This window comes from Microbulbifer hainanensis (assembly GCF_014904735.1).
GTDB classification, from domain to species: domain Bacteria; phylum Pseudomonadota; class Gammaproteobacteria; order Pseudomonadales; family Cellvibrionaceae; genus Microbulbifer; species Microbulbifer hainanensis.
On record NZ_JACZCR010000004.1, the window covers coordinates 16699 to 40967 of the forward strand.

Genomic DNA, 24269 nt, shown 5'->3' on the forward strand with positions numbered 1-24269 from the left:
AAAGAGCGGGGGCAAAAACAAAAAAAACCGGGACGCTCCTCGCTCCCGGCTTTTTTCGGTCCGACTAAGGCTCGGGATTAACCGCTGACCCCGCTGGAGGAGCTGGCGTAGCCCTCCTCAACCTCTACCGGCTTTCCCGGCGCCTCTGCTGCCTCCGGTGCCTTCAGCGGCTTGAACAGCAGTAACAGCAGCGGCAACAGGGTCAGCGAGCCCACCAAGGCCGCGGACATCGCCAGCGCCGTCAGCAGGCCGAAATAAATGGACGGCACGAACTTGGACAGCGCCAGGATCGAGAAACCGGCAATGATGGTGATCGCCGTGTAGAACATGGCGCGGCCAATGGTCGCGTGACTGCGGTGCATGGTCGCCACATAGTCGCCATCTTTGGCGAACTCGTCGCGGAAGCGGTACAGGTAGTGGATCGCGTGATCCACGCCAATGCCCACGGTGATCGCCGCGATGGTGATCGTCATCATATCCAGCGGAATTCCCGCCAGCCCCATGCCACCGAGTACCACGCAGGCAGCCAGCATATTGGGTATCAGCGCGATCAGTGCCAGCGACAGCGAGCGGAACAGTACCAGGAACATCAGCAGGATGCCCACGAACACCGCGCCCAGGGTCAGGATCTGCGACTTGAACAGGCTCTGCAGCATGTTGTTGTAGAGCACCAGCAGGCCGGTCAGGTGGATATTCTCCGGGGCAATGCCCATATCCTTTTCGGCGTAATTGTAAATCCGCTCGATCAGCTCCTCGCGGCGCAGGTTCGGGTCCGTTTCCTTCACCCGCAATGTGATACGCGCCTGACTGTGCTCGACCGACAGGTAGGGGTTAACCAGTACCGATGTGATCTCGTCCGGCAGGCTGGTGCGCGCCACCGCCAGCTCAAAGTCGTTCAGCGGCCCGTTGTTCAGGTCCTTCGCCACCTTGTACAGGGTGGCCAGCGACTGCACCTTGCCGATCTCCGGCTGTGCCTCGAGGAAATCGTGCAGCTGCTCGATCTTGGCGAGGCCCGCTACGGTAAACCAGTAACTGGTATCTGCCGTGTCGCTGTCACTACCGCCGAAAGGATCGTCCGCGGCGAAGGGATCCTCGTCAGCCGCGGCCTCATCGCCGGTATCCACGGCAAAGGGATCGTCCTCACCATCGGCCACAGCCGCCGGTTCTTCGGGCTTGTCGAGGATGATATCCAGGCTCACGGTGCCACCCAGGCGCTGATCGATCACCAGCATACCCTGGTAGATTTCGGTAGAGCTGTCGAAGTAATCGATAAAGCGGTTTTCCACCTTCAGCTTGGAAATACCCACCACACTGGCCACCGCCGCCAGTACCGACACGCCGATTACCAGGGCGCGGCGACGCTCCGTAAAGCGGGAAAACAGCAGCGTGAACGCGTGAGACTTGTCCGCGCCCATGCCGTCAGCACCGCGGCGCGGCAGCAGCATCAGCATGGCCGGGATCATTACGAACGAAAGGACCAGCGCCAGGGTCACGCCGATGGTCATCATCCAGCCGAAATCGATTACCGGGCGGATACCACTCACCACCAGAGATGCAAAAGCGACGATGGTAGTCAGCGCCGTGTACAGGCACGGCTTGGCCATAAAGCGCATCGCATCCAGCACCAGCTGGCCGCGCTCCCAATCCGGGTGCTCGCCCACCAGCTCGCGGTAGCGCACCGCCAGGTGGATGGTGATGGCGAGAGTGATGATCAACAACAGCGCGACGAAGTTGGCCGAGATCACCGTCAGGCGCCAGTCGAGCCAGCTCAGCAGGCCCAGCATGATCACCGCCGTGGTGACACAGGTCAGCAGCGGCAACACCACCCAGCGCACCTGACGGAAAATGACCAGCAGGGTGACGATGATAAATACCAGAATACCCAGGCCGAACACCACCAGGTCACTCTTGATAAAGGAGACCATATCGGTAGTCACCATCGACACGCCGCCGAGGAACAGTTCTGCCTCACCTTTATAGCTGGCGAGAATCGCGCGCACTTTCTCCACGCGCTCGCGGGACAGTTTTTCCTGCTCGGTGCGGTGCTGCAGATAGGCCTGGCTCACCGTCTCCAGCCGCGCTTTCTCCTCCACGGTAAGCGGGCCCTGCTGGCGCTTGCGCAGCAGCGCATCGCGCTCGCGCACCAGTTCATTGCCGCGGCTGTCGAACTTCAGGTTCACTAACAGCGCCGTGGTTTCGCCGTCCGGACTCAGGATCATGTCGCGGTAAATCGGGCTCGACAGAAATTCCTGCCGCGCCAGTGTCTTGTCAGTGCCCTGCGCGGAAAGGGTGCGAATGCCGTCGGCAATATCGGTGATCGACAGTTTCGGGCTGTACAGCAGCGGTACGTCGAGGATCGTCTGCACGCTGTCGACATCCTGTACCTGCGCCAGCTCATCGCGCAGGTGGCGCAGCGTCTCCAGGGAGGCGGCGTCGAACAGGTCACCTTTCTTGTAGCGGTAAGTCACCACCAGGAAATCACCGGTGGCGTAGCGCTCGGCGATCTTGCGGTAGTAATCGAGGGACTTGTCCGCTTCCAGCGTCAGCGAGTCCGCCGACGCATCGATCTTGAAGCGCGGCAGCCCCAGCGCCGCGCCCAGGGTCAGCAACAGCACGAAGAGCAGCACGGTTTTCGGCCGCTGGATTACCAGCTTTTCATACCAGGTCTTTAAAACTGACAGCATATAAATTCGCTTGCGTTAAATAATCAGGTGGCCATCGATGGGCGAATCCACTGTTCGCCCGGGCCATTTCAGGTCGACTTTTATGTCGCCCCTTTATAAAAATCTCAGGGCCTATCGAGGTGACCTAGGTCGCGGTCTGGAAACAACAGATCGCGCACGCGCTGTGTTAGTTCCTTCGGTCCGGGGAATCCGCCATCGCGCTTTCGCTCCCAGACCAACTGGTCACCGCAATGGATTTCAAACACTCCGCCACTGCCGGGCTGCAAGGCCACCTGGCCCAGGTCCTCGGCAAAAGTGTACAGCAGCTCCTGGGCCATCCAGGTTGCCCGCAACATCCAGTTGCACTGCACGCAGTAGTGAATGGTCACGCTCGGTTTCATACAGGTCCCCGGTCAGTCTCCCCAGCGAGGCAGTAGCTTCTGCTCTATCCCCAACTGGTCGAGTAGCCGCGCCACCACGAAATCCACCAGATCTTCCACCGTCTGCGGCTTCTGGTAAAACCCCGGGCTGGCGGGCAGGATCATCGCGCCCATGCGGGTCAGCTTGAGCATGTTTTCCAGGTGGATCTCGGAATACGGCGCTTCACGCGGTACCAGAATCAGCTGGCGGCGCTCTTTCAGCGCGACATCCGCAGCGCGCTCGATCAGGTTATTCGAGGCCCCGCAGGCAATGGCCGACAGGGTGCCGCCGCTGGCCGGGCAGATCACCATACTCGCCGGCGCCCCGGTGCCGGAAGCCACCGGCGAGAACCAGTCCGTCTTGCTGAACAGCTGCAGCTGCCCTTCCGCCGCGCCGAAGTGGTCGACCAGGAAAGCCTGCAGCTCCCGGTGGTCTCCCTCCGGCAGCCGGCAATCAGTCTCGGTATCGATAACCACCCGCGCGGCGTCGGACATCAGCAGCCACACGCGGACATCGGCTGCGAGCAGGCACTGCAGCAGGCGCAGGCCGTACTGTGCGCCGGACGCGCCGGTAATGGCGAGCGTGACGGTTTTACTAAACGCGGATTGGCCCAAAGCAGATTCCGTATGGTCGGTTATGAAGTGCGGCCGTACTTTGCTTCCAGCGCGGCTAATAAGCGCTGGTGAATGCCGCCGAAGCCGCCGTTACTCATGACTACGATGTGAGTTCCGGTCTCGGCCAAATTGACCGCGGATTCTACACCTGCAGCGATATTGTCGAAAATCTTTGCCGGCACAGTGGAATGGTGAACTACATCACCCAGGGACCAGCCCATGCCCTCCGGCTCATACCAGAGCACCAGATCCGCTCCGGCACAGGCCCGCGCCAGTGTCTCCTGATGAATACCCATACGCATGGTATTGGAGCGAGGTTCAATCAGGGCGATGATTTTATCATCACCGACTTTCGCGCGCAGGCCGTTGAGAGTCGATTCGATGGCGGTGGGGTGGTGAGCAAAATCGTCGTACACGCGGATGCCGGCCACATCACCCAGACACTCCATGCGCCGCTTGACCCCTTCGAAGCTACCCAGGGCCTGGGCCGACAGCTGCGGGTCCACGCCCACATGACGTGCTGCCGCCATCGCGGCGAGGCCATTGCGTACATTGTGCATGCCGGTCAGATCCCAGGCCACGCGGGCCACCTCGGCATCGCGGAAGTTCACCGCAAACCGGCTGCCGTCCGCGGCGATATCCACCGCACACCAGTCCCCCAGGCGCACCGCGTCCTCGCCATCGATGGCGAAGCGCTGCACCTCGGTCCAGCAACCCTGATCCAGCACTTCCTCGACCGAATCGTCGGCCGCAGCCACAATCAGGCCATTGCCCGGCACAGTGCGCACCAGATGGTGGAACTGCCGCTGGATCGCCTTCAGGTCATCGAAGATGTCCGCGTGGTCAAATTCCAGGTTGTTGATAATCAGTGTGCGCGGGCGGTAGTGCACAAACTTGGAGCGCTTGTCGAAGAAGGCAGTGTCGTACTCGTCGGCCTCGACAACGAAGAAAGGCGTCTCGCCGAGGCGGGCGGATACGCCGAAATTGCTCGGCACCCCGCCGATCAGGAAGCCCGGCTTCATACCCGCCTGCTCAAGAATCCACGCCAGCATGCTCGACGTCGTGGTCTTGCCGTGGGTTCCGGAAACGGCGAGCACCCAGCGGCCGCCGAGGAAGTGGTCACACAGCCACTGGGCGCCGGAAGTATACGGCAGGCCCTTTTCCAGCACCGCTTCCACCGCCGGGTTTCCGCGGGACAGCGCGTTGCCGATGATCACCAGGTCTGGAGCGGGCTCCAGCTGGGCCGGGTCGTAGCCCTCGGTCAACTGGATACCCGCCTGCTGCAACTGGGTACTCATCGGCGGATAGACATTGGCATCGCTGCCTGTCACCTGATGGCCCTCGGCCACTGCCAGCTGCGCGAGACTGCCCATAAAGGTCCCGCAGATACCTAGAATATGGATATGCATGGCGAAAAAGTGTACTCCCAGTAATTGCGGCGCAAGCTTATCACGGCATTCAACCCCAGTAATTGCCAATTCCCCCAGAATCTGTGCAATTACTACGCAATTCTATTAGACTCCGCCCCCAAATTGGCCGACCTCCACCCCCGTGGGGGGCTAGAACCCTAGACTAAAGGGTCATCGGTCCCGAGAGCGCCCCGCCTTCTGGCGTGCCTTCCCGCACGCCGGCATGCGGGGCGTCACGATTTTTGCAGGGTGAAATTCCCGCAGACGCATTAGAAGATGACGAATAGGAAGACCATGTCAAAGAAGAATGCCTTTTACGCCCAATCCGGCGGCGTGACCGCGGTGATCAATGCTTCCGCCTGCGGGGTAATCGAAACCGCCCGCGAGCACCACGACAAGATCGGCACCGTTTACGCCGGGCAGAACGGCATCCTCGGGGCCCTGCACGAGGAACTGATCGATGTGAGCGAGGAAAGTGCGGAGACCATCGCCGCGCTACGCTACACCCCTTCCGGCGCCTTCGGTTCCTGTCGCTACAAGCTCAAGAGTCTGGAACAGAACCGCGCTGAGTACGAGCGCCTGATCGAGGTGTTCAAGGCCCACGATATTGGCTACTTCTTCTATAATGGCGGCGGCGACTCCGCCGATACCTGCCTGAAGGTCTCCCAGCTGTCCGAGACGATGGGCTACCCGATCCAGGCCATCCACATTCCCAAGACCGTCGATAACGACCTGCCGCTGACCGACAACTGCCCCGGCTTCGGTTCCGTGGCCAAATACGTGGCCGTATCCACCAAGGAAGCGGCGCTGGACGTCGCCTCCATGTGCGCCACTTCCACCAAGGTATTCATTCTCGAGGTGATGGGTCGCCACGCTGGCTGGATCGCCGCCGCCGGCGCCCTGGCGCAGGAAGAGGACGGCGATGCACCGCACATCATCCTGTTTCCGGAAGTGGCATTCGACAAGGAGAAGTTTCTCGCCAAGGTGCAGAAGACCGTGGATGAAAAAGGCTACTGCGTAATCGTTGCCTCCGAGGGCACGCAGTATGCAGACGGCACCTTCCTCGCCGACGCCGGCAGCGTCGATGCCTTCGGCCACAAGCAGCTGGGCGGCGTGGCGCCGACCCTGGCCAATATGGTCAAAAGCGAACTCGGGCTGAAATACCACTGGGCGCTGGCGGATTACCTGCAGCGTGCCGCCCGCCATATCGCCTCCGCCACCGACGTGGCCCAGGCCTATGCGGTCGGCCGCGCCGCGGTGGAAATGGCCGTGTCCGGCAAGAACGCGATCATGCCCATCATCGTGCGCGATTCCGGTCCCGAATACAGCTGGTCCGTCGGTGAAGCGCCGCTCAGCGAAGTGGCCAATGTGGAAAAGATGATGCCGCAGGAATATATCAGCGAAGACGGCTTCGGCATTACCCAGGCCGGCCGCGACTACCTGCTGCCGCTGATTCAGGGCGAGGATTACCCGCCCTACAAGAACGGCGTACCGCAGCACGCGAAGCTGAAAAAGGTGCTGGTGGAGAAGAAGCTCAAGGAAGGTTTCGAGGTTTAACCGCGACCGGCCTCCATCTATAAAAAAGCCCCCGCCTCTCATAGAAGCGGGGGCTTTTTTGTTAGGGCCCCTATCGGAATGGACTTGCGTGCAACTTGCGCGCTCGGATCTGGGCACACCGCGTTGTCCCGCCGGCCGGAGCATTTCCGCCCATCTAGAAATCGAGTACGCCGCGCACAAAATCGGCCAATTCCTGATCCTGGCAGTTTTCAAAAAAGCACGCCTGGAAGCGCTCCCCGGTCACCGCGGTTTTGACCAATTCCGGATCGATGGCCTTGAGGCCCTCCAGGTAGCGTTTGGAGGTCGCCTCCTTGATGTGATCGAGAATGCCGGCATTACGCACCTGGGACTCCTTGCGCTCCGGCGGATAGCCCTGGCCCTTGACGCCGGTAAAGGCCTTTTCAAACATGTAGCGGATATTGAGTTCCGCCCCCCAGCCAAATCCCTTGGCGAAGGGAATGGACAGTGCATTACCGTTGTTGATCTGGGCAAACAGGAAGGCATCCGCGGGATCGATGCAGTAGCCGCAGGTCACACCCGGATAGGCATTGAGGGACATCAGCGCACCCTGCCCCGTGCCACAGCCACTGACCACAAAATCCACCGCTTTCGAGTTCAGCAGCAGGCTGCCCATGATGCCGAGGTGGATATAGGTCAGGTAGTGATCGTTATCGTCACACATACCCGTGTTGTACACGGTGTGTCCAAGCTCGCCCGCAACCGCTTCCAGTTCTTTCAGAACGACGGCGTTCTTCGCGGCCTGGCTGAACTCGTTCATCAATGCAATTTTCATTCGCTCGGTCTCCTTTTTGTATCCGTTCTCTTATCCAGCTGCGGGAGCAATACCTCGCTTCGATCCCCATGCAGAAAACCTCCGACCATAGAGATCGGAAAAAATAAATCACCCGGATGACGATAATTGAGACCTGACCAAAGATCAAAATTGGTCAGGCAAAAAAAGCGAAAAACAGCCAAATCCAGCAAAGAAACTTTTAAAATTCACACACCGTGATCACTTTTTGATCGACAAAATGGAAGGCATGGATGCAACTTTCAAACGGCGGAAGACCAATTCCTCGATCCAGTAATAATTAAAGAGCAGCCCGTGCATCACGTTGCCACCGCAAGCCCGCGGTTTTTCATCCCGCGACTTTCGATTAATATCAGGCGGACAACATCGGCGGTTTCCATGCAGTTCACACTCCACCTCTCCAGCCTGATCATCCTCTTCAGCGTCGCTACCGGCCTGCCCCTGTCGCTACTGCTGTGGATGGCGCCCTGGAGCAACCGCGTCGCCAACCAGAACCTGGGCCTGCTGCTGACCGTCAGCTGCGTTATTTCCGCTGCGCAGATTCCCATCGCCGAACATCTCAGCCAACTGTGGGCATACCACCTGATCTTTTCCCTGCAGCTGTTGCAGGGCCCGCTGCTGTATTTCTACACCCGGAGCCTCACACAGCCGCATTGGCGATGGCGACGCACAGATCGGTGGCATCTGTTGCCCGCGCCGGCGATGGCGCTGCTGTGGTACCTGCAAATGCCGCTGACACCTGACGACCAACTGAATCTGCCCTGCTTCGGCGGCACTGATTGCGACCCCATCTACCGCGCGCGCTTCGTGCACCGGCTGGCCGCATTTATTTCCCTGCTCTGCTACGGCGGCGCTGCACTGCACCTGCTGCGCCCGCACCTGCAGCGCATCAAGGAGGCCTACTCGGCCATCGAAGAAGTGAACCTGCGCTGGCTCACCCTGTTGATCTACGTCTACCTGATTGCCACCATCAGCGGCATTGCGATAGAAGTTCACGGCATGACCGTGGTCGAGCCAACGCTGACGCCGGGACAGCTCCAGGCCATGGCACCGCTGTTATTGAGCCTGTTACTGGGCTGGTTCGGGCTACAGCAGCGCAGGATCCAGTTGGCGGATACCGGGGAAATTGCCGCGCCCGCGGCGGATGGGAAAGCGGACAAAAAATACCAGACGAGCAGCCTGACTGAAGCGCGCGCTGCAACCATCTGGTCTGAATTGCGGCGGGTAATGGGGACCGACAAACCCCATCTGGAAGCGGGCCTCAAGATTGCCGATCTGGCGCGCACGTTGAAGGTTCCGGCGCACCACCTCTCGGAGACAATCAACAGCTGCGCCCGCCAATCGTTTTACGAATTCATCAACCAGCACCGGGTCGACGAAGCCGCGCAATTGCTGGCAGATCCGTCGCTGCGTCACCTGTCGGTCACCGATATCGGCCTGCAGGCGGGATTCAATTCGAACTCCACCTTCTTCGCCCATTTCAAGAAACGCCTGCAGCAGACCCCGCGCCAATATCGGCAACAGCGGCAACAGCGGCAAGTTGAAGGATCAGCCGTCAGCTGATTCCCCTACCCGCTCGCGCAGGATGTCTGCAGCGATACGGAAGGATTCCAGGCGCGCGCGGTGGTCGAATATCGTCCCTGCCACAATCAGCTCGTCCACCTGGGTACGCTCGAGGAATCGATCGATATAATTGGCGACCGTTTCCCGGGAACCTGCGGCGCTGGCTGACAGAGCCTGTTCAATCTGCGCCCGCTCTACCGGCGATGCAATCGCATCCGGGTTCTCCACCGGCGGTTTCAGGGGCCCGGGAGTGCCCCGGCGCAGGGCGACAAACTGCTGCTCGAGAGAAGTCATCAGGTAGCGCCCCCTCTCGTCCGACTCGGCGGCAAAGACATTGATACCCGCCGCGGCATAGGGCGCATCGAGATATTGGGAGGGGGTAAAACGCTCCCGGTAAACCTGTAGCGCCCGATCGAGCATGGCCGGCGCGAAGTGCGAGGCGAAGGCAAACGGCAACCCCATTGCGCCCGCCAGCTGTGCGCTGAAAAGACTCGAACCCAGCAACCACACCGGCACCCGCGACCCGACACCGGGTACCGCGCGGACGCGCTGCCCCGGTTTTTCCGGTTCAAAATAATGCAGTAACTCCTGCACGTCCTGGGGAAAACGCTCGGCGGCATCGGCAGAGTGATCGCGGCGCAGGGCCATCATGGTATTGCCGTCTGTCCCCGGCGCGCGCCCCAGTCCCAGATCCACCCGGTCCGGATAGAGCGCCGCCAGGGTGCCGAACTGCTCGGCCACCACCAGCGGCGAGTGGTTGGGCAGCATCACGCCACCGGCAGCGACGCGAATACGTTGCGTGCCCTCGGCCACAAAGCCCAGCGCCACCGCCGTCGCCGCACTGGCGATACCGGTCATATTGTGGTGCTCCGCCATCCAGAATCGTTTGTAACCCAACTGTTCCGCGTGCCGCGCCAGATCCCTGGAATTCAGCAGAGCGCCGCGGGCGTCGCTGTCGATGGTGATGGGGGAAAGGTCGAGCAGGGAATAAGCGCGCACAACAACTCCTTGGACGAAAACAATCAAACGGGCCAGTGCAGACGGCAGGATAGCCTTTTCAGCTCACCCGACGATAGCCGAATCCTGCAAAACTTACCCTTATTTCTCCTCGGCGACAGCTACTCGCCAGTGCCGAGCTTTGCCGCAAGCAGTTCGACAAGCCACTGATATAAAAAGATTTTTTTGTTCGGATTTGTAAATTCGCAATTCCCGCTACTGCGCCCGAATCCGAATTTGCAAATCCGGAGGCAGCCACGACGGGCCCGCGCTATAACCACTCCCGCGGCGCCGCGCGAGGCCGGAACTCCGAGAATAACAGTCCGTCTGGAGCCCCCTATGAAGTCACCCCATTTCCTGACCTCAAGCTCTCGCTGCCATGGTGGCCGGCAGAGCGAGGGCGGCATCTGGACAGGCGCGCCCGCGGCGCACAAACTCCGCAAGCGTTGATAAGAGAGATAAACATGAAAAAAATCCTGATCGGGCTGGGCGCAGTACTGCTGTTACTCGCCGCCGTCGTCCTCGTTCGCACTGTACGTTACACCGCGCCAGCGCCCACCGCGGAAAAAACTCAGGTCGCCGATGTCGATGCGGGGCAAATAGCCGAGCACCTTTCCGCCGCCATCCGCTTCCAGACGGTGTCAGCCCAGCTGGAGCAGAAAGACACCCAGGAACAGTTCGAGGCGTTTATCGCCTGGCTCGCCGACACCTACCCGGAAGTGCATGCAGCCATGGCACCCCAGCGCCTGGGCACTGATCCCGCACACAAATACAGCCTACTGTTTACCTGGCCCGGCAAGCGCGACGACCTGCAGCCAATATTACTGTCAGCCCACTACGACGTGGTGCCGGTGATTCCCGGTACCGAAGACCAATGGCAGCACCCCCCCTACGCCGGCGCCATCGACAAAACCCATATCTGGGGTCGCGGCGCCCTGGACGATAAAAGTGCAGTGATTGCCTTGATGGAAGCCGCCACACAATTGCTGGCGGAGGGCTTCCAGCCCGAGCGCAATGTCTATCTCAGCCTCACCAACGACGAGGAAGTCGGCGGCAACCACGGCACCGCCGCGGTGGTGGAAAAACTGGAACAGGACGTCGTACAGCCGGCCTGGACCCTGGACGAGGGCTCCTTCCTGCTGCGCGGTTTTATCCCCGGTATCGACAATGCGGTGGCCAGTATCAACGTGGCCGAAAAAGGCTATATGACTGTGGATCTGATTGCCCACGGCAAGGGCGGACACTCGTCGATGCCGCCGCGTCAGACCGCTGTGGATATCCTCGCCGAAGCCCTGGTCAAGCTGCAGCAGTCGCCCATTCCGGGCGGCCTCGAGGGCGTCAGCGGCGAAATGTTCGATGCGATAGCCCCGCATATGCCGTTTGGTAAACGCATGCTGTTCGCCAATCGCTGGCTGTTCGGCGGCCTGATCGAAAAAGCCCTGAATAGCAGCGCCAGCACTGCCGCCATGCTGCACACCACCATCGCGCCCACAATGCTCCACGCCAGCGTCAAGGAGAACGTGCTACCCATTGAAGCGGTGGCGACGATCAATCTGCGCGTGCACCCGCGCGATACTATCGAAGGAGTGGCTGAATATCTGAAAAAAACCATCGACGACGACCGCGTCGACCTGCTGGTGCGCCAGGGCGACGCGGCTTCGCGCGTATCGAGCGCCGAAGCTGAAGGCTTCAAAGCCCTCGCCGCCGCGACACGCGCCGTCTATGGCCCGGTCATCGTTGCCCCAGGCCTCACCGTCGCCGCCACTGACAGCCACCGCTATGAGACGGTGGCGGACAACAGCTATCGCTTCAACCCGATGATAGTCACCAGTGAAGATACCCACGGCTTCCACGGCACCAACGAGCGAATCAGCATTGAGAACATGGTGCATGCGACCAGTTTCTATCGCCAGCTGATCAAAAATGGCAGTGGCGAATAGCGATGCGGCCCATCGCAACCGGGGAAGCGTCTTTGGACCGGCCTTCGCCCGTCCGCTGCTGCGGGCAGCCACCCGCGCGGGACTGGTTCTGAGCCCCTCCTGGCACTATTCGACAGAGCCGAATTGGATGCTCTTCATTCGGCTCAAGGCTTCATGGAATCCATTCATTCCGAAGATGTTAAGAGCGAGTGCAAACCGGCTGACTTTTTTACTTCGCTGGTGACTTCGTGAAGCGCAGGTAAGGCAGCTTGATATCAATCGCTCCGAATTTTTCCTTCGCCTGTTCATCGTTCAAGCTCAGCGCCACAATCACGTCCTGACCCTGCACCCAGTTTGCCGGCGTTGCTATCGGTGTGTTGTCAGTCGCCTGCACAGCATCCAGCGCACGCAAAATCTCGGCAAAGTTTCGGCCTACGGACATCGGATAAGACATGGTGAGACGGATCTTCTTATCTGGACCGATAATAAACACCGTCCGTACAGTGGCACTATCCGCTGGAGTCCGGCCATCGGGTAAATAGGCATCGGCAGGCAGCATATCGTAGAGTTTGGATACTTCCAGGGAGGCGTCGTCGATAATCGGGAAGTTAGCGGGGGCACCGGAAAATGCCTCAATGTCGCGCTTCCATTTCTTGTGATCTTCAACACTGTCAACAGAAACTCCCATCACCTTGGTATTGCGCTTGGTAAATTCCGGAGCTAGCTGAGCAACTGCACCAAACTCCGTCGTGCAAACTGGCGTGAAATCCTTCGGGTGCGAAAACAGGATGGCATAGCTGTCGCCGATCCATTCATGAAAATTAATCTTTCCTTCTGTTGAGTCTGCGGTGAAATCTGGAGCGACATCGTTGATGCGAATAGACATGAATACTGATCCTCAGTTGATATGCGAAATAGCTATCTAGCCATTGATTCCTTGCTACTTCTTACCCACAGGAGTAACGAGCATATTTCTGTTAAGTCAAAAGTCAATTTTTTACCACGCAGTGCTATCGTGTCGAAAAGCACGCCGGCTAAGGTGCATATTTTGACTCCAGCAAAGTAGACACCATCATCCCGCACACTGGCAGGTATCGCACCAAAAGCAGCCACCTCCCTTTTGACTGTCGATAGCGCGAGAAAGATAAGGCATACCATTAATCGGAGCAGTGTTATTCTGTCTTCAAATGACGCACTGTACCGGGATACACGGAAACGGAGCTAAGAACTCGATAATTGGAATCAGGTGGTTTTTTCTTATGGCTATTCGGGATATTTTTTGGACAAAAGGTTGGATATTGTCATTGTTGCTCGTAATGCTGGCAGGGTCGGCATGGTCCGCCGCGGACTCCAGGTCCGAAGAAGCGGCCGTGGCCGCGCAACTGGATAAGTTCCATAAAGCAGCATCGAGAGCCGACTTTGATGGTTACTTTAGCTTGTTTAGCAAAGGCGGTGTTTTCATCGGCACAGATGCAAAAGAGCGCTGGACGGTCGATGAATTCAAAAAGTTTGTGAAACCCTATTTCAGCAAAGGCAAAGGCTGGACCTATGTACCGAGGGATCGCACGATTGTGATTCACGGCGATGTCGCCTGGTTCGATGAGCTCCTGGACAATGAGTCATATGGGGAGTGCCGTGGCAGTGGCGTTCTGGTGAAGGAAGATGGGCAGTGGAAGATCGCCCAATACAACTTACATTTTCCAGTCCCTAACGACGTGGCCAAGCAAATTACAAAAATCATCAAAGAACACCAGGCAGATAAAGAATAATAGAAAGCTTTAAAATTTACTGATTTTGACCAACTGTCATTCAAGTCCAATACGATTAAATCGGCAATCGCACTAATTTCCTGTCAATTTGTGGTCGATCTCAGTGGGAGGGCGCGCTACCCCAGAGCTCTTGCAGGCGCTCATCCCGCCCACAGCGATAGCGATAGTACTTGTAGCGGAGTGGATTGCGCTGGTAGAAATTCTGGTGATAGTCCTCCGCCGGATAAAAGGTACTGGCCGGCGCGATCCTGGTCACAACACGCTTACCCAGATTGGCCGCCACCTGTGCCTTGCTTGCCTCAGCTTCTGCCTTCTCCTCGGGTGTGGCATAAAAGATTTCACTGCGATACTGGTCGCCCCGGTCGCAGAACTGACCGCCGGAATCCAGTGGATCCACATTGCGCCAGAATACCTGCAACAGCTCCGCGTAGCTGACTTTGTCGGCGTCATAAGTAACCTGCACCACTTCGGCGTGACCGGTGCCACCTGCCGATACCTGCTCATAAGTGGGATTTTTCACATGGCCGCCGCTGTAACCGGAGGTGGTAGCCACCACACCGTCGACACGGTCGAACGGACCTTCCATGCACCAGAAGCAACCACCGGCAAATACTGCAGTGCGTATATTCTTGGTCTCATCCGCGGCCAGCGCCACAGCGGAAACAAGGGCCAGAAAGACAATGGTCAGCCAGCGCATGATGAATACTCCTCTCTGTTGAACCAGTGTTTTTGACGTCAGACCACACCGCGCAGGGCCCGCTCAAACAGCTCGCTGTACTGCTTCGCATCCAGTTTGCGCGGATTTCCGCCCGCCGACGGATCCGCCGCGGCCATCTGTCCGACTTTTTTCATCTGACGGTTGTCGATACCGATCTCTTCGAGACTGTGGGGGATACCGATTTCCGTGCGCAATTCCAGCACCCAGTCGAGTACTCCGTCGACACCTTCGTGTGGCAGCCCCAGATAACGCGCCAGTCGCGTCATGGGTTCGGCGACGGCGTCGCGGTTGGCCTGCAATACATAGGGCATCAGCACGGCGTTCAGCAGGCCGTGGTGCGCGTCGTAAAGCGCCCCCAGCGGATGCGCCAGCGCGTGCATGGCGCCCAGGCCCCGCTGGAAGGCCGTGGCCCCCATACTCGATGCAACCAGCATCTGTTGCCGCGCGTCCAGATCGCTGCCATCTGCCACCGCGCGCGGGAGGAATTCCCGCACCAGTCGAATGCCCTCCAGAGCAATGCCCTCGGCCATCGGGTGGAAGCCCGGTGAGCAATAGGCCTCGATATTGTGGGACAGCGCATCCATACCGGTGGCCGCGGTGATTGTGGCCGGCAATCCCAGTGTTAGCTCTGCATCGAGAATCACGATCGATGGCAGCATTCGCGGGTGGAATATGATGCGCTTGACCTGCGCGCCGGTATCGGTGATTACCGAAGAGCGCCCCACCTCTGAACCGGTACCGGCCGTTGTTGGCACGGCGACCACCGGCACCATGCCATCTACATCGACGCGTAAAAAGTTATCGCCCTCGTCTTCAAAGTCCCACAGTGGCCGCCGCTGCCCCGCCATCAATGCAATCGCCTTGCCGGCATCCATCGCCGACCCGCCTCCGAATGCAATAACGCCGTCGTGCCAGCCGGCGCGCAGTGCTTCGACACCGGCGCTTACGTTGTCGCCAGTGGGGTTGCCCTTGATCTCGGAGAACACATCGATTTTCAGATCGCTTTCGCCACAGTCCAGTAGTACTTGCTGCAGCATCGGCAGTTCGGCGAGACCGGGATCGGTGACCAGCAGCGGCGCGCGAATACCGAGCTCCGCGCAGGCGCCAGCCAGTTCGCTGACGCGCCCCGGACCCACGCGCATGGCGGTGGGGTAATTCCAGTTGGTGTGAAAGTATTGAGTGTTCATGGTTGAAGTTTGAAGTGAAAGGATTTGGGGCGGGTGAGCTGCTCAAAGCCAACCCGGGAGAGGGTGCAACCGCGCCCGGACTTCTTGACGCCGGTCCAGGCCAGTTCCGGATCCAGGTAATCGCAGCGGTTCAAAAACACGGTACCGGCTTCCAGACGTTCACCCAGTGTCAGCGACGCCTGTTCATCGCGGCTGTAAATAGCGGCGGTCAGGCCGAAGTCACTGTCGTTCATCAGCCCCAGGGCTTCACCGTCGTCGCGCACTTTCTGCACGCCGAGTACCGGGCCAAAGGATTCCTCGTGCATCACGCGCATTTCGCTACTGACACCAGTGAGCAGTTGCGGCGCCATGTAGGGCGTGCCGCGCTGGTCCAGCGGAAAATTCCGTGGATCAATATGCGCCGTCGCACCGGCGGCAACGGCTTCGTCGATCTGGGTGCGCACGAAGTCCGCCGCTTCAGCGCGCACCAGCGGGCCGAGCGTGGTATCCGGATTGTCGGGGCGACCGAGTCGATACTGTCGCACCAGTTCCGCCGCGCGACTGACAAATTCGTCGAACAGGCTTTCGTGCACATAGGCTCTTTCGATACCGCAGCAGGACTGGCCGGAATTGAAGAAAGCTCCGTCGATGACACTGTCCACTGCGAGATCCAGGTCGGCATCGGCGCGCACATAGGCGGGATCTTTCCCGCCCAATTCCAGCCCGACAGTGGCAAAGCGTCCCGCCGCAGCGCGCTCTACCATCGCGCCGCCGGGGACCGATCCGGTAAAGGCTATATGGTCAATTTCCGCCGCGCGCACCAGGCGCTCGGTGTCGCCGTGACTCAGATGCAGATAACGGAAAACGCCCTGAGGCAGGCCCGCCGCGGCAAAGGCTTCCACCATGCGCTCGGCGCACAGCGGTGTCTGCGCGGAGTGTTTCAGTATCACCGCATTGCCGGCGAGCAACGCCGGCACCACCGCATTGACGGCGGTGAGGTAGGGGTAATTCCACGGTGCGATTACCAGTGCCACACCGAGTGGCTCGCGACGGATAAAGCGCGTAAATCCTTTCTTTTCCGGTAGCCGGATATCGGCCAGTGCCTCCTCGGCAATATCCGCCATGGTGTTGGCGCGCTCGGCAAAACCGAGAACTTCCCCCGCAGCAAAGCGGATCGGGCGGCCCATCATCCAGCAGAGCTCCTCACCGAGTTGCGCCTGGCGGTCAGTAAAGGCCGTCACCGCCTGATGCACGATCGCGACTCGCTCCGCCAACGGAGTCCGCTTCCAGGCGAGCTGGGCGCCGCTGGCCGTATCGAGTGTCGTGCGAATTTCATCGTCAGTGGCAAGCGGTCGCTCCACATAGATCGAGTTGTCGACCGGAGAAATGCATTGCAGTGTGCTCATGGTATTAAGGTGCTCAGATGATTTCGAAGTAGCGGTCCAGTTCCCAGTCGCTGACGTGACGGCGGTACTCCCGCTCCTCCCACTCGCGACTGGCCGCAAAATGCTCGACGAAACTGCTGCCGAACAGCTCCCGCGCTGCTTCCGAGCTCTTTAGTCGCTGCGCCGACTCCCACAGGGTGCGCGGCAGCGCCAGCTCCGCCGGCTGTTCCAGTGCGTAGGCGTTGCCCGCCACCGGCTCCCCCGGCTCCCACTGGTGCAACACGCCGTAGAGCCCGGAGCCGAGCGCCGCCGCCAGCGCTAGGTATGGATTGGCGTCCGCGGCGCCGAGGCGGTACTCGGTGCGCTGGGACTTGTCGCTGCCGGGAATCACCCGCAGCGCCGCAGTGCGGTTTTCTACCCCCCAGGTGGCATCGGTGGGCGCCCAGAAACCCGGCACCAGGCGCCGGTAGCTGTTCACCGTGGGGGCCATCATGCTGAGAAGTTCCGGCATCAACCGCTGCTGGCCGGCCAGGAAGTGGCGCTGTACCGCACTCATGTTGCGCGGCTCCCTGGGATCGTAAAAGGCAGATGTGCCGCCGTCGCGATTCCGCAGGGACAGGTGGATATGGCCGCTCTGCCCGGGGTAATCCCCGGACCATTTAGCCATGAAGGTAGCCATCAGGCCGTTGCGCTGGGCCAGCACCTTGATAAAGGTCTTGAACAGGGCCGCCTTGTCCGCCGCCGCTTCGGCTCCGTCGACGGTAATCGCTGCCTCCAGCACACCGGGGCCGGTTTCCGTGTGCAGCCCCTCGATGGGAAAGTCCATCTGCTCGCCCAGGTCTAGGATTTGCCGATACAGCTCGGCGTGCACCGAATTGCGGATCACCGAATAACCGAACCAGTCCGGGGTAAAGGGCTTCAGGTTGCGGAAGCCCTTATCGCGGGCGCTATCCGGGGTTTCGTCGAACAGGAAAAACTCGTACTCCAGTGCCGCCTGCGGGTCGAATCCAGCCTCGCGACAGCGCTCGATCACGCGGCGTAAGGTCGCGCGCGGGCAGACCGTTTCAGCCTGCTGATCGAATTCCGCCAGGAACAGCAACATGCCGTCCTCGAAGGGCACCGCCCGGCAGCTCGCCGGCAGTATCCGCACTGGCGCATCCGGGTAACCGGTGTGCCAGCCGGTGTACTGGGCGTTGTCGTAGAGCTGGTCCTTTACATCCCACCCCAGCACCACATCGCAGAAAGAGAAACCGTGTTCCAGGGCAGAGAAGAACTTGTCGCGGCTCATATACTTGCCACGCATAACGCCGTCGTTGTCGAACAGGCCCACTTTGACGTGACTGAGGTTACGCTCCTCGACGATGCTGCGGGCATCCTCGGGGGTCCGGACATCCCGTGGATTCAACATGGCTTGCCTCATTGTTGTTATGGCGAAGTGATGGCGATGAGATACAGGATAGACCCGCCACGGGCGACTGGCGGCCGGGCCCCCGGCCGATTTGCAGCAGAAACCCGCCTGGGACGCCGGATTCCACCGCTTTCCGCCGCCGGGCGCAGGGTTTATAATCCGCGCTCCCAATTTTTCGTCCACTTTTTAGTCAGGAACAGCAATGAGCTTCGACAAGGTTTCCGCAGGTAAAGACCTGCCCAACGATATCAACGTCATCATCGAGATCCCCGCCAACCACGACCCGATCAAGTACGAAGTGGACAAGGACGCGGACGCGGTATTCGTAGACCGTTTCGTAGCCACCCCGATGTTCTACCCGGCCAACTACGGTTACGTGCCGCAGACCCTGTCCGAAGACGGCGACCCCCTGGACGTGCTGGTCGTGGCCCCCTACCCGGTTATGGTCGGTTCCGTAATCCGCTCCCGCGTCATCGGCGTACTGAACATGACCGATGAGTCCGGCGTAGACGCCAAACTGCTGGCGGTACCCCACACCAAGCTGACCAAGTTGTACGACCACGTTCAGGAAATCGGCGACCTGCCGGAACTGCTGATCAAGCAGATCGAGCACTACTTCGAGAACTACAAGGCGCTGGAAGCCGACAAGTGGGTGAAGGTAGACGGCTGGGCCGATGCCGAAGCCGCGCGCAAAGAAGTGATGGCTTCCCGCGAGCGTTACCTGAAGGAAGAAGGCTGAGTTTTCTCAGACCTCTGCTGAAAAAACCGGCCTCTGGCCGGTTTTTTTATGCCGGTTCGAAATCTGGCTCGGCAGACTAGAGGTCGATAGGCGCCGTCGCACGCACATCTCGCAAAGTCTTGAGAAAGATAAAGCTCAATACGCAGGCGCCGATGCCGGGGGCTGCTTGAGATTGGATAGTCGAACAGGATGCAGGACAAACGGCTTCCGGCAACGGCGCCGCCACAGGAACAAAGACGCAGTAACTTAAAAATTATCGATGCGGGCAAAAAGCAGGTTCGCCCCTCGATGCCCCCACAAAAATTCGGCATTTCTGTCGGGTTATCCAGACCGCTGGCGTTTACTCCCAATGTAGGTACGTGTACCTGCGACATGATCAATCAAGATTCGCCAAATCCAATAACAATAGACTGGAGAAACCCGATGCACAGTTCGCGCACGCCCATCCACCTGTTTCACAAAACGCTGTTAGCCAGCGCCGTCGCACTGCTATCTGCTGGCATACAGGCACAGGAAACCGGCGGCAACTCACTGGAAGAAGTCTCGGTTACCGGTATTCGCGGCAGCCTGCAGCAGGCGCTGGATGTAAAGCGCGATGCCACGTCAATTGTCGACGCCATTAGTTCCGAGGATATCGGCAAGTTTCCGGATAAAAATGTTGCCGATTCCCTGCAGCGTATTCCCGGAATTTCCGTCGACCGAATCTGGGGCGAAGGCCGTGATATTTTTGTCCGCGGTACTGACAGCACCCTGAACCGCACACTGATGAACGGACAGAATGTGGCCTCCGCCTACTGGTGGGCCAACGACAATCCCAGCCGCGGCTTCAACTATTCCATTCTTGCCTCCGAACTGGTGTCCTCTCTGGAAGTGTACAAAAGCCCGGAAGCGCGCCACGACGAGGGCAGCATAGGCGGCATGGTGAACGTCATCACCCGCAAGCCGATGGACCTGGATCCGATGACCGTGAACCTGTCCGCCGAGAACGTTTACAGCGATCTGCCAGGCGAATGGGATCCGCAGGTATCCGGCCTGGTGAGCTGGAAAAACGATGCGGAAACCTTCGGCGTGCTGGCTTCTTTCAACAGCCAGCAGCGCACCGTGCGCCGCGACGGCCTGGAGGTGTTCCCCACCAACGACCTGTATTCCGTCACCGACCAGAACGGCAACACCACCGACAATGTCTACGTTCCCTGGGGCGGCGGCTCAGCGATTTTCCAGCAGGACCGCGAGCGCCAGACCACCAATGTAACTCTGCAATTCCGCCCCAATGACCGCTGGGATACCGCGCTGAACTATGTTGCGTCCGACATGAATATGGACAACAGCAACCAGAACTATCTGTTCGTGGCCGGCGGCTACAAGATTCCGGCGGGCGATGTAGTCACCAATCCGGTGTTCATCCCCACCAGCGACGGCAACCAGGCACTGGTCGGCGGCACTATCGAAAATGACGGCACCATCGGCGTGGCCGATGAACCCATCGTACGCGACGCCTACATCGAATCCGAGGTGCTCGACCTTTCCGGCGACTACGAGGGCGACAGCTGGCAGCTGCACCTGCAGGCGGGCACCACCAGCGCCGAGGGCGGCAGCAACCACGACCGCAACTACTGGTTCGAGGGCTACGCCGCAGAGAAACTGAATTTCGGCCCCAACACCAACGAGTTCGGCTTTCCCGGCGTCGATCCGCTAGATGGCACTGCCGTTCACTTGAATGCTGCCAACCTGCGCGACTGGGTGCGCGTCATGAATGACGACGAAACCTATTTCCAGGCGGATGCCAGTTTCGATGTTGACCTGGGCTTTATCACCGCGATCAAAACCGGCCTGAAGATGCGCGACCACACCATCGAGAACAACCGCCAGAACGGCTCCGTAGACGTCAACAATCCAGCCATCGCCGAACAGGTAGCGGCACTGAACGCCATCACCCTGGCCGACGTCTCCAGGGGCGCCAGCCCGAGCTTACACGGCGAGGGTGCCACCGCCGGCTCCCTGACCCAGTACGCCTTTCTGGATATCGGCCTGGCACAGCAGAAGGTGAACAGCATCCTGGACAACGGGGTCATGACCTACGCCGAAGATCAGCGGGCCTACTATAAAATCAACGAAGACATCACCGCCGGCTATGTGCAGGGTGAATTCGAAAGCGGGCAACTACATGGCAACTTCGGCGTGCGCCTGGTGGATACCGACCAGACCTCCAACGCCTATATGGACGGCGCGCGCGGTTCCGTCGGTCGCAGTTACCGCGAGGCGCTGCCCAGTGTGAACGCCACCTATGATCTGTCCGAGGATGTCATCCTGCGCGCAGCCGCGTCCCGCGCCATGGCCCGCCCGACCTTCCAGAACCTGAGCTCGAACATCGTCATCAACGCCACCAGCGGCACCGCCACCGCCGGCAATCCGAAACTGGATCCGATGTTGGCGGACCAGTTCGAATTCGGCGCGGAATGGTATTTCAGCGACGCCAGCCTTCTGGCCGCCACCTACTTCAACAAGAGCCTCAGCACCTTCGTGTTCCAGGACACCCAGGTGGAAAATATCGATGGCCAGAACATCAACGTCACCCGCCCCTACAACGCCGATAACGGTGCAGATATTCAAGGGGTCGAAATCCAGCTGCAGCACGATTTCAGCAACGGCTTCGGTGCGCTGGCCAACTACACCTGGACCGACGCGAAAGTGCCGGCCAATAGCGACGGCACCAGACTGGAACTGCCGGGTAACTCCCGCGACCAGTTCAATGCCTCCGCCTACTACGAAAACGAGTTCATGAGCGTACGGCTCTCCTACAACATGCGCTCCGAATCCTACGGCGGCCTCACCTCCGGATCGCAGCTGGTCACCGACGAGTACGACCAGTGGGACGCCACCGCCAATTGGACAGTTACCGACAATATGGATGTTTTCCTGACCGCGGTGAATCTCACCAACGAGATTATCTATATGCGCACCGCAGACGGTATTCCGGTCGGCTTCTACGAAAATGGCCCGCGCTACAGCCTGGGTGCACGCGTTTCCTTCTGACAATTCGCATCGATTGTCACCCCAACTTCGGGCGCCCATCGGGCGCCCTTTTTTATTGCCAACGCCACGGCAACGGCTCACGGATAAAGATTGACGAAAATCCGAAACGTAATGCGAAGGCGCCGGGGCCGGGAGGCACTTGAGAAAGGCGCCTGCGGCTGACCAACAGACCGATCAGGCTGTTGAACAAGCGGCTACCGGTACCGGCGCCGCCAAGTTTGCAACTACAGGGCACTGCGCTGAAATCAGCGCTCGAGTGTTGTGAAGGGAAGTTGTTACCGCGGCCCGAGCACCAGTATGCGCTGGTCGTTTTCGGTTACCCGCGCATCGAAACCCTGCTTCAGCGCAAACACCAGCGCCTCGGGATCACCGATATTGAAGACTCCGCTGATGCGCTCGTCGGCAAGCGCGTCGCCCACCAGTACCACCTTGCGGGTGGTATAGCGGTTGTACTCGGCAATGGCATCTTCGAGGCGGTCGTTGTCGAAATAGATGCGGCTGGTCTGCCAGGCGGTGACCCTTTCCAGGTTGACCGGCGCAATGCCGCTGTTCTGCTGCGGGTTCGCCGCCGCGAAATCAATACCCTGCCCCGGCAGCATCCTCGCCAATTGGCGGTGATCGCCGGCCGCGTCTTCGGCTTTGACCTCGACAATACCCTGGGTCACCGCCACGCGCACGTCGCCCGCCCGCAGTGCCACATTGAAGGCGGTACCCACCGCACGTACTTCACTGCCGCGCACATGCACAACGAACGGGCGCTGGCGATTTTTGGCCACCATAAAGAAGGCCTCACCGCGCTCCAGATACAGATCCCGCTGGTCGCGGGAATAGCGCACCCCCACTCGGCTGTCCGTGTTGAGCATCAGCGTGGAACCGTCATCCAGGTGCACCACGCGCTGGGCGCCGATGTTCGTCTGATAGTAATCGATGGCGTAGTGCTGGCGCACCAGTACGGTCGCCAGCGCGATCATCAACATCGCAGCTGCGGCACCAAACCATCGCCAGTAACTGCCCCTACGCACCACTTTGCGCACCGGCGGCAGATCGGCGTTCAGTTCCGGGTCGTCGCGCAGCAGATTGGTCATGAGGCCGAGCTGTCGACACTGGGCAAACGCAAGTCGATGCCGCGCATCGGCCTCCAGCCAGTGATCGAGCTCGCGCTGTTCGGCGGCGCTCATGGCGCCGCTGTCGCAGCGCGCGAGCCAGTCGGCAGCCGCCATCCTGATAGCTTCGTCAACTACTTCAGCATTCATAGGATATCGTTCAGCTCACTCTGCAGGTGCTTGAGGGCAGTGCTCATATGGCGTTCGACACTGCGGGTACTGATAGACAGGGCTGCGGCCACTTCCGGGTAGGTCATCTCCTCGAAGCGGCTCAACAGGAATATTTTGCGGGTCAGCGGTTTTAACTGAAGCAGGGCCCGCTTCAGCTGCTGCAGGCTCTGCTGCCACTCGACACTGCCCTGGGGCGATGGCTCGCGGCTTTCGTGTTCCCCCTCGTCAAAGCGTTCGTGGGCATCGCCACGGCGCCGCATATAGCGGCGCAGGCTGTCGCGCACCAAGTTAGTGGCCACGGTAAAGATATAGGCACGAGGATTGTCCCGCAGGTGCTGCAGGTTATCCAGTCGCAGCAGGCGGATGTAAGTTTCCTGCAGAATGACTTCCACATCTTGCTGCCCGCCCGGCAGCATGCGCGCGACATAATTGCACAGGGCCCCGCGGTGGCTCTGGTACAGTTTCTCCACGAGGGCCCTGTCGGCAGGCTCACCGGCAGGCGAGGCACTGACTAGGCGCAGTGGTGCCTTGGATACAGCCATCCGACCACCCGTTGAAACCGGTCCACAAAAGATGTTTTTCCCATAACTACAGTAAACGCCGGTCGCGGCGTATCCCCGACAACTTTTTTAATATTTTTCCCGGTTTCTTTTGTTGGCACCCTGCGCTTGCCGCTCTGCGCTCAAATCGAGTATTTTGCCGTTACAAAGGAGTCTTCCTCGGCTATATCGGCTATCGGCCGCAGCCGATCGGGCCCGGCAATCCTGAACGATAATAATGATGAATACGCTCGCAACTTTCCGCCGGGCCAGGTCTTCCGGCAGT

General features: G+C 59.6%; 19 protein-coding genes. 6 read left to right on the forward strand and 13 right to left on the reverse strand.

What is annotated here, in order from left to right:
• Nucleotides 1–77: 77 nt before the first annotated feature.
• From IG168_RS01930 to mpl, 4 genes are all read right to left on the reverse strand, one after another.
• Nucleotides 78–2684, reverse strand: coding sequence for an efflux RND transporter permease subunit (locus IG168_RS01930; protein ID WP_193161464.1), 2607 nt, complete (start codon nt 2682–2684; stop codon nt 78–80).
• 104 nt (nt 2685–2788) lie between these two features.
• Nucleotides 2789–3064: a SelT/SelW/SelH family protein gene (locus IG168_RS01935; protein ID WP_193161465.1), complete on the reverse strand. Its 276-nt coding sequence runs from the start codon at nt 3062–3064 to the stop codon at nt 2789–2791.
• Between the two features lie 12 nt (nt 3065–3076).
• Nucleotides 3077–3697 (reverse strand): flavin prenyltransferase UbiX, encoded by a 621-nt coding sequence (locus IG168_RS01940; protein WP_193161466.1) that lies wholly within the window; start codon nt 3695–3697, stop codon nt 3077–3079.
• A gap of 20 nt (nt 3698–3717) precedes the next feature.
• A complete protein-coding gene (gene mpl, locus IG168_RS01945; protein ID WP_193161467.1) occupies nt 3718–5106 on the reverse strand; it encodes a UDP-N-acetylmuramate:L-alanyl-gamma-D-glutamyl-meso-diaminopimelate ligase in 1389 nt (462 codons plus the stop codon).
• Between the two features lie 294 nt (nt 5107–5400).
• On the opposite strand from mpl, the gene IG168_RS01950 reads away from it, so the two are divergent.
• The gene (locus IG168_RS01950; protein ID WP_193161468.1) at nt 5401–6663 is read left to right on the forward strand and encodes a 6-phosphofructokinase; all 1263 of its coding nucleotides are present in this window, start codon (nt 5401–5403) and stop codon (nt 6661–6663) included.
• Nucleotides 6664–6817: 154 nt separating this feature from the next.
• Here the strand turns inward: IG168_RS01950 and IG168_RS01955 are convergent, their stop codons facing one another.
• Entirely contained in the window at nt 6818–7456 is a 639-nt protein-coding gene (locus IG168_RS01955) for an RpiB/LacA/LacB family sugar-phosphate isomerase (RefSeq protein WP_193161469.1), read from the reverse strand.
• Between the two features lie 396 nt (nt 7457–7852).
• On the opposite strand from IG168_RS01955, the gene IG168_RS01960 reads away from it, so the two are divergent.
• A complete protein-coding gene (locus IG168_RS01960; RefSeq protein ID WP_193161470.1) occupies nt 7853–9037 on the forward strand; it encodes a helix-turn-helix domain-containing protein in 1185 nt (394 codons plus the stop codon).
• On the opposite strand, the gene IG168_RS01965 is transcribed toward IG168_RS01960, so the two are convergent.
• The gene (locus tag IG168_RS01965) at nt 9023–10036 is read right to left on the reverse strand and encodes an LLM class flavin-dependent oxidoreductase (protein WP_193161471.1); all 1014 of its coding nucleotides are present in this window, start codon (nt 10034–10036) and stop codon (nt 9023–9025) included. The two genes, IG168_RS01960 and IG168_RS01965, sit on opposite strands and share 15 nt — an antisense overlap.
• 461 nt (nt 10037–10497) lie before the next feature.
• On the opposite strand from IG168_RS01965, the gene IG168_RS01970 reads away from it, so the two are divergent.
• Nucleotides 10498–11973 (forward strand): M20 family peptidase, encoded by a 1476-nt coding sequence (locus IG168_RS01970; protein ID WP_193161472.1) that lies wholly within the window; start codon nt 10498–10500, stop codon nt 11971–11973.
• Nucleotides 11974–12181: 208 nt separating this feature from the next.
• Here IG168_RS01970 and IG168_RS01975 read toward each other — a convergent pair whose 3' ends face one another.
• Nucleotides 12182–12838: a peroxiredoxin gene (locus tag IG168_RS01975; protein ID WP_193161473.1), complete on the reverse strand. Its 657-nt coding sequence runs from the start codon at nt 12836–12838 to the stop codon at nt 12182–12184.
• Nucleotides 12839–13211: 373 nt separating this feature from the next.
• On the opposite strand from IG168_RS01975, the gene IG168_RS01980 reads away from it, so the two are divergent.
• A complete protein-coding gene (locus IG168_RS01980) occupies nt 13212–13721 on the forward strand; it encodes a nuclear transport factor 2 family protein (protein ID WP_193161474.1) in 510 nt (169 codons plus the stop codon).
• Nucleotides 13722–13821: 100 nt separating this feature from the next.
• Here the strand turns inward: IG168_RS01980 and msrA are convergent, their stop codons facing one another.
• From msrA to IG168_RS02000, 4 genes are read right to left on the reverse strand one after another with little or no spacing between them, the layout of a single operon-like run.
• On the reverse strand, nt 13822–14418 hold the full coding sequence (gene msrA / locus IG168_RS01985; protein ID WP_193161475.1) for a peptide-methionine (S)-S-oxide reductase MsrA: 597 nt from the start codon (nt 14416–14418) through the stop codon (nt 13822–13824).
• Nucleotides 14419–14456: 38 nt separating this feature from the next.
• Nucleotides 14457–15626 carry an iron-containing alcohol dehydrogenase gene (locus IG168_RS01990; protein ID WP_193161476.1) on the reverse strand — a complete coding sequence of 390 codons (1170 nt, stop codon included), beginning with the start codon at nt 15624–15626 and terminating at the stop codon, nt 14457–14459.
• Nucleotides 15623–17011 carry an aldehyde dehydrogenase family protein gene (locus IG168_RS01995; RefSeq protein ID WP_193161477.1) on the reverse strand — a complete coding sequence of 463 codons (1389 nt, stop codon included), beginning with the start codon at nt 17009–17011 and terminating at the stop codon, nt 15623–15625. Before IG168_RS01995 ends, IG168_RS01990 begins: the two co-directional genes overlap by 4 nt.
• 13 nt (nt 17012–17024) lie before the next feature.
• The gene (locus IG168_RS02000; RefSeq protein WP_193161478.1) at nt 17025–18398 is read right to left on the reverse strand and encodes a glutamine synthetase family protein; all 1374 of its coding nucleotides are present in this window, start codon (nt 18396–18398) and stop codon (nt 17025–17027) included.
• 202 nt (nt 18399–18600) lie between these two features.
• On the opposite strand from IG168_RS02000, the gene ppa reads away from it, so the two are divergent.
• Together ppa and IG168_RS02010 are read left to right on the forward strand one after the other, a co-directional pair.
• The gene (ppa, locus tag IG168_RS02005) at nt 18601–19137 is read left to right on the forward strand and encodes an inorganic diphosphatase (protein ID WP_193161479.1); all 537 of its coding nucleotides are present in this window, start codon (nt 18601–18603) and stop codon (nt 19135–19137) included.
• Nucleotides 19138–19560: 423 nt separating this feature from the next.
• A complete protein-coding gene (locus IG168_RS02010) occupies nt 19561–22170 on the forward strand; it encodes a TonB-dependent receptor (RefSeq protein ID WP_193161480.1) in 2610 nt (869 codons plus the stop codon).
• Between the two features lie 275 nt (nt 22171–22445).
• Here IG168_RS02010 and IG168_RS02015 read toward each other — a convergent pair whose 3' ends face one another.
• Together IG168_RS02015 and IG168_RS02020 are read right to left on the reverse strand one after the other, a co-directional pair.
• Nucleotides 22446–23423 (reverse strand): FecR family protein, encoded by a 978-nt coding sequence (locus IG168_RS02015; RefSeq protein ID WP_193161481.1) that lies wholly within the window; start codon nt 23421–23423, stop codon nt 22446–22448.
• The gene (locus IG168_RS02020) at nt 23420–23986 is read right to left on the reverse strand and encodes an RNA polymerase sigma factor (protein WP_193161482.1); all 567 of its coding nucleotides are present in this window, start codon (nt 23984–23986) and stop codon (nt 23420–23422) included. Before IG168_RS02020 ends, IG168_RS02015 begins: the two co-directional genes overlap by 4 nt.
• Between the last annotated feature and the right edge of the window lie 283 nt (nt 23987–24269).

Bases quoted from the DNA above. Each gene is read 5' to 3' on its own strand.
- IG168_RS01930 (WP_193161464.1), bottom strand. From the start codon at position 2,684: ATGCTGTCAGTTTTAAAGACCTGGTATGAAAAGCTGGTAATCCAGCGG.
- IG168_RS01935 (WP_193161465.1), bottom strand. From the start codon at position 3,064: ATGAAACCGAGCGTGACCATTCACTACTGCGTGCAGTGCAACTGGATG.
- mpl (WP_193161467.1), bottom strand. From the start codon at position 5,106: ATGCATATCCATATTCTAGGTATCTGCGGGACCTTTATGGGCAGTCTC.
- IG168_RS01950 (WP_193161468.1), top strand. From the start codon at position 5,401: ATGTCAAAGAAGAATGCCTTTTACGCCCAATCCGGCGGCGTGACCGCG.
- IG168_RS01955 (WP_193161469.1), bottom strand. From the start codon at position 7,456: ATGAAAATTGCATTGATGAACGAGTTCAGCCAGGCCGCGAAGAACGCC.
- IG168_RS01960 (WP_193161470.1), top strand. From the start codon at position 7,853: ATGCAGTTCACACTCCACCTCTCCAGCCTGATCATCCTCTTCAGCGTC.
- IG168_RS01970 (WP_193161472.1), top strand. From the start codon at position 10,498: ATGAAAAAAATCCTGATCGGGCTGGGCGCAGTACTGCTGTTACTCGCC.
- IG168_RS01975 (WP_193161473.1), bottom strand. From the start codon at position 12,838: ATGTCTATTCGCATCAACGATGTCGCTCCAGATTTCACCGCAGACTCA.
- IG168_RS01980 (WP_193161474.1), top strand. From the start codon at position 13,212: ATGGCTATTCGGGATATTTTTTGGACAAAAGGTTGGATATTGTCATTG.
- msrA (WP_193161475.1), bottom strand. From the start codon at position 14,418: ATGCGCTGGCTGACCATTGTCTTTCTGGCCCTTGTTTCCGCTGTGGCG.
- IG168_RS01990 (WP_193161476.1), bottom strand. From the start codon at position 15,626: ATGAACACTCAATACTTTCACACCAACTGGAATTACCCCACCGCCATG.
- IG168_RS01995 (WP_193161477.1), bottom strand. From the start codon at position 17,011: ATGAGCACACTGCAATGCATTTCTCCGGTCGACAACTCGATCTATGTG.
- IG168_RS02000 (WP_193161478.1), bottom strand. From the start codon at position 18,398: ATGTTGAATCCACGGGATGTCCGGACCCCCGAGGATGCCCGCAGCATC.
- ppa (WP_193161479.1), top strand. From the start codon at position 18,601: ATGAGCTTCGACAAGGTTTCCGCAGGTAAAGACCTGCCCAACGATATC.
- IG168_RS02010 (WP_193161480.1), top strand. From the start codon at position 19,561: ATGCACAGTTCGCGCACGCCCATCCACCTGTTTCACAAAACGCTGTTA.
- IG168_RS02015 (WP_193161481.1), bottom strand. From the start codon at position 23,423: ATGAATGCTGAAGTAGTTGACGAAGCTATCAGGATGGCGGCTGCCGAC.
- IG168_RS02020 (WP_193161482.1), bottom strand. From the start codon at position 23,986: ATGGCTGTATCCAAGGCACCACTGCGCCTAGTCAGTGCCTCGCCTGCC.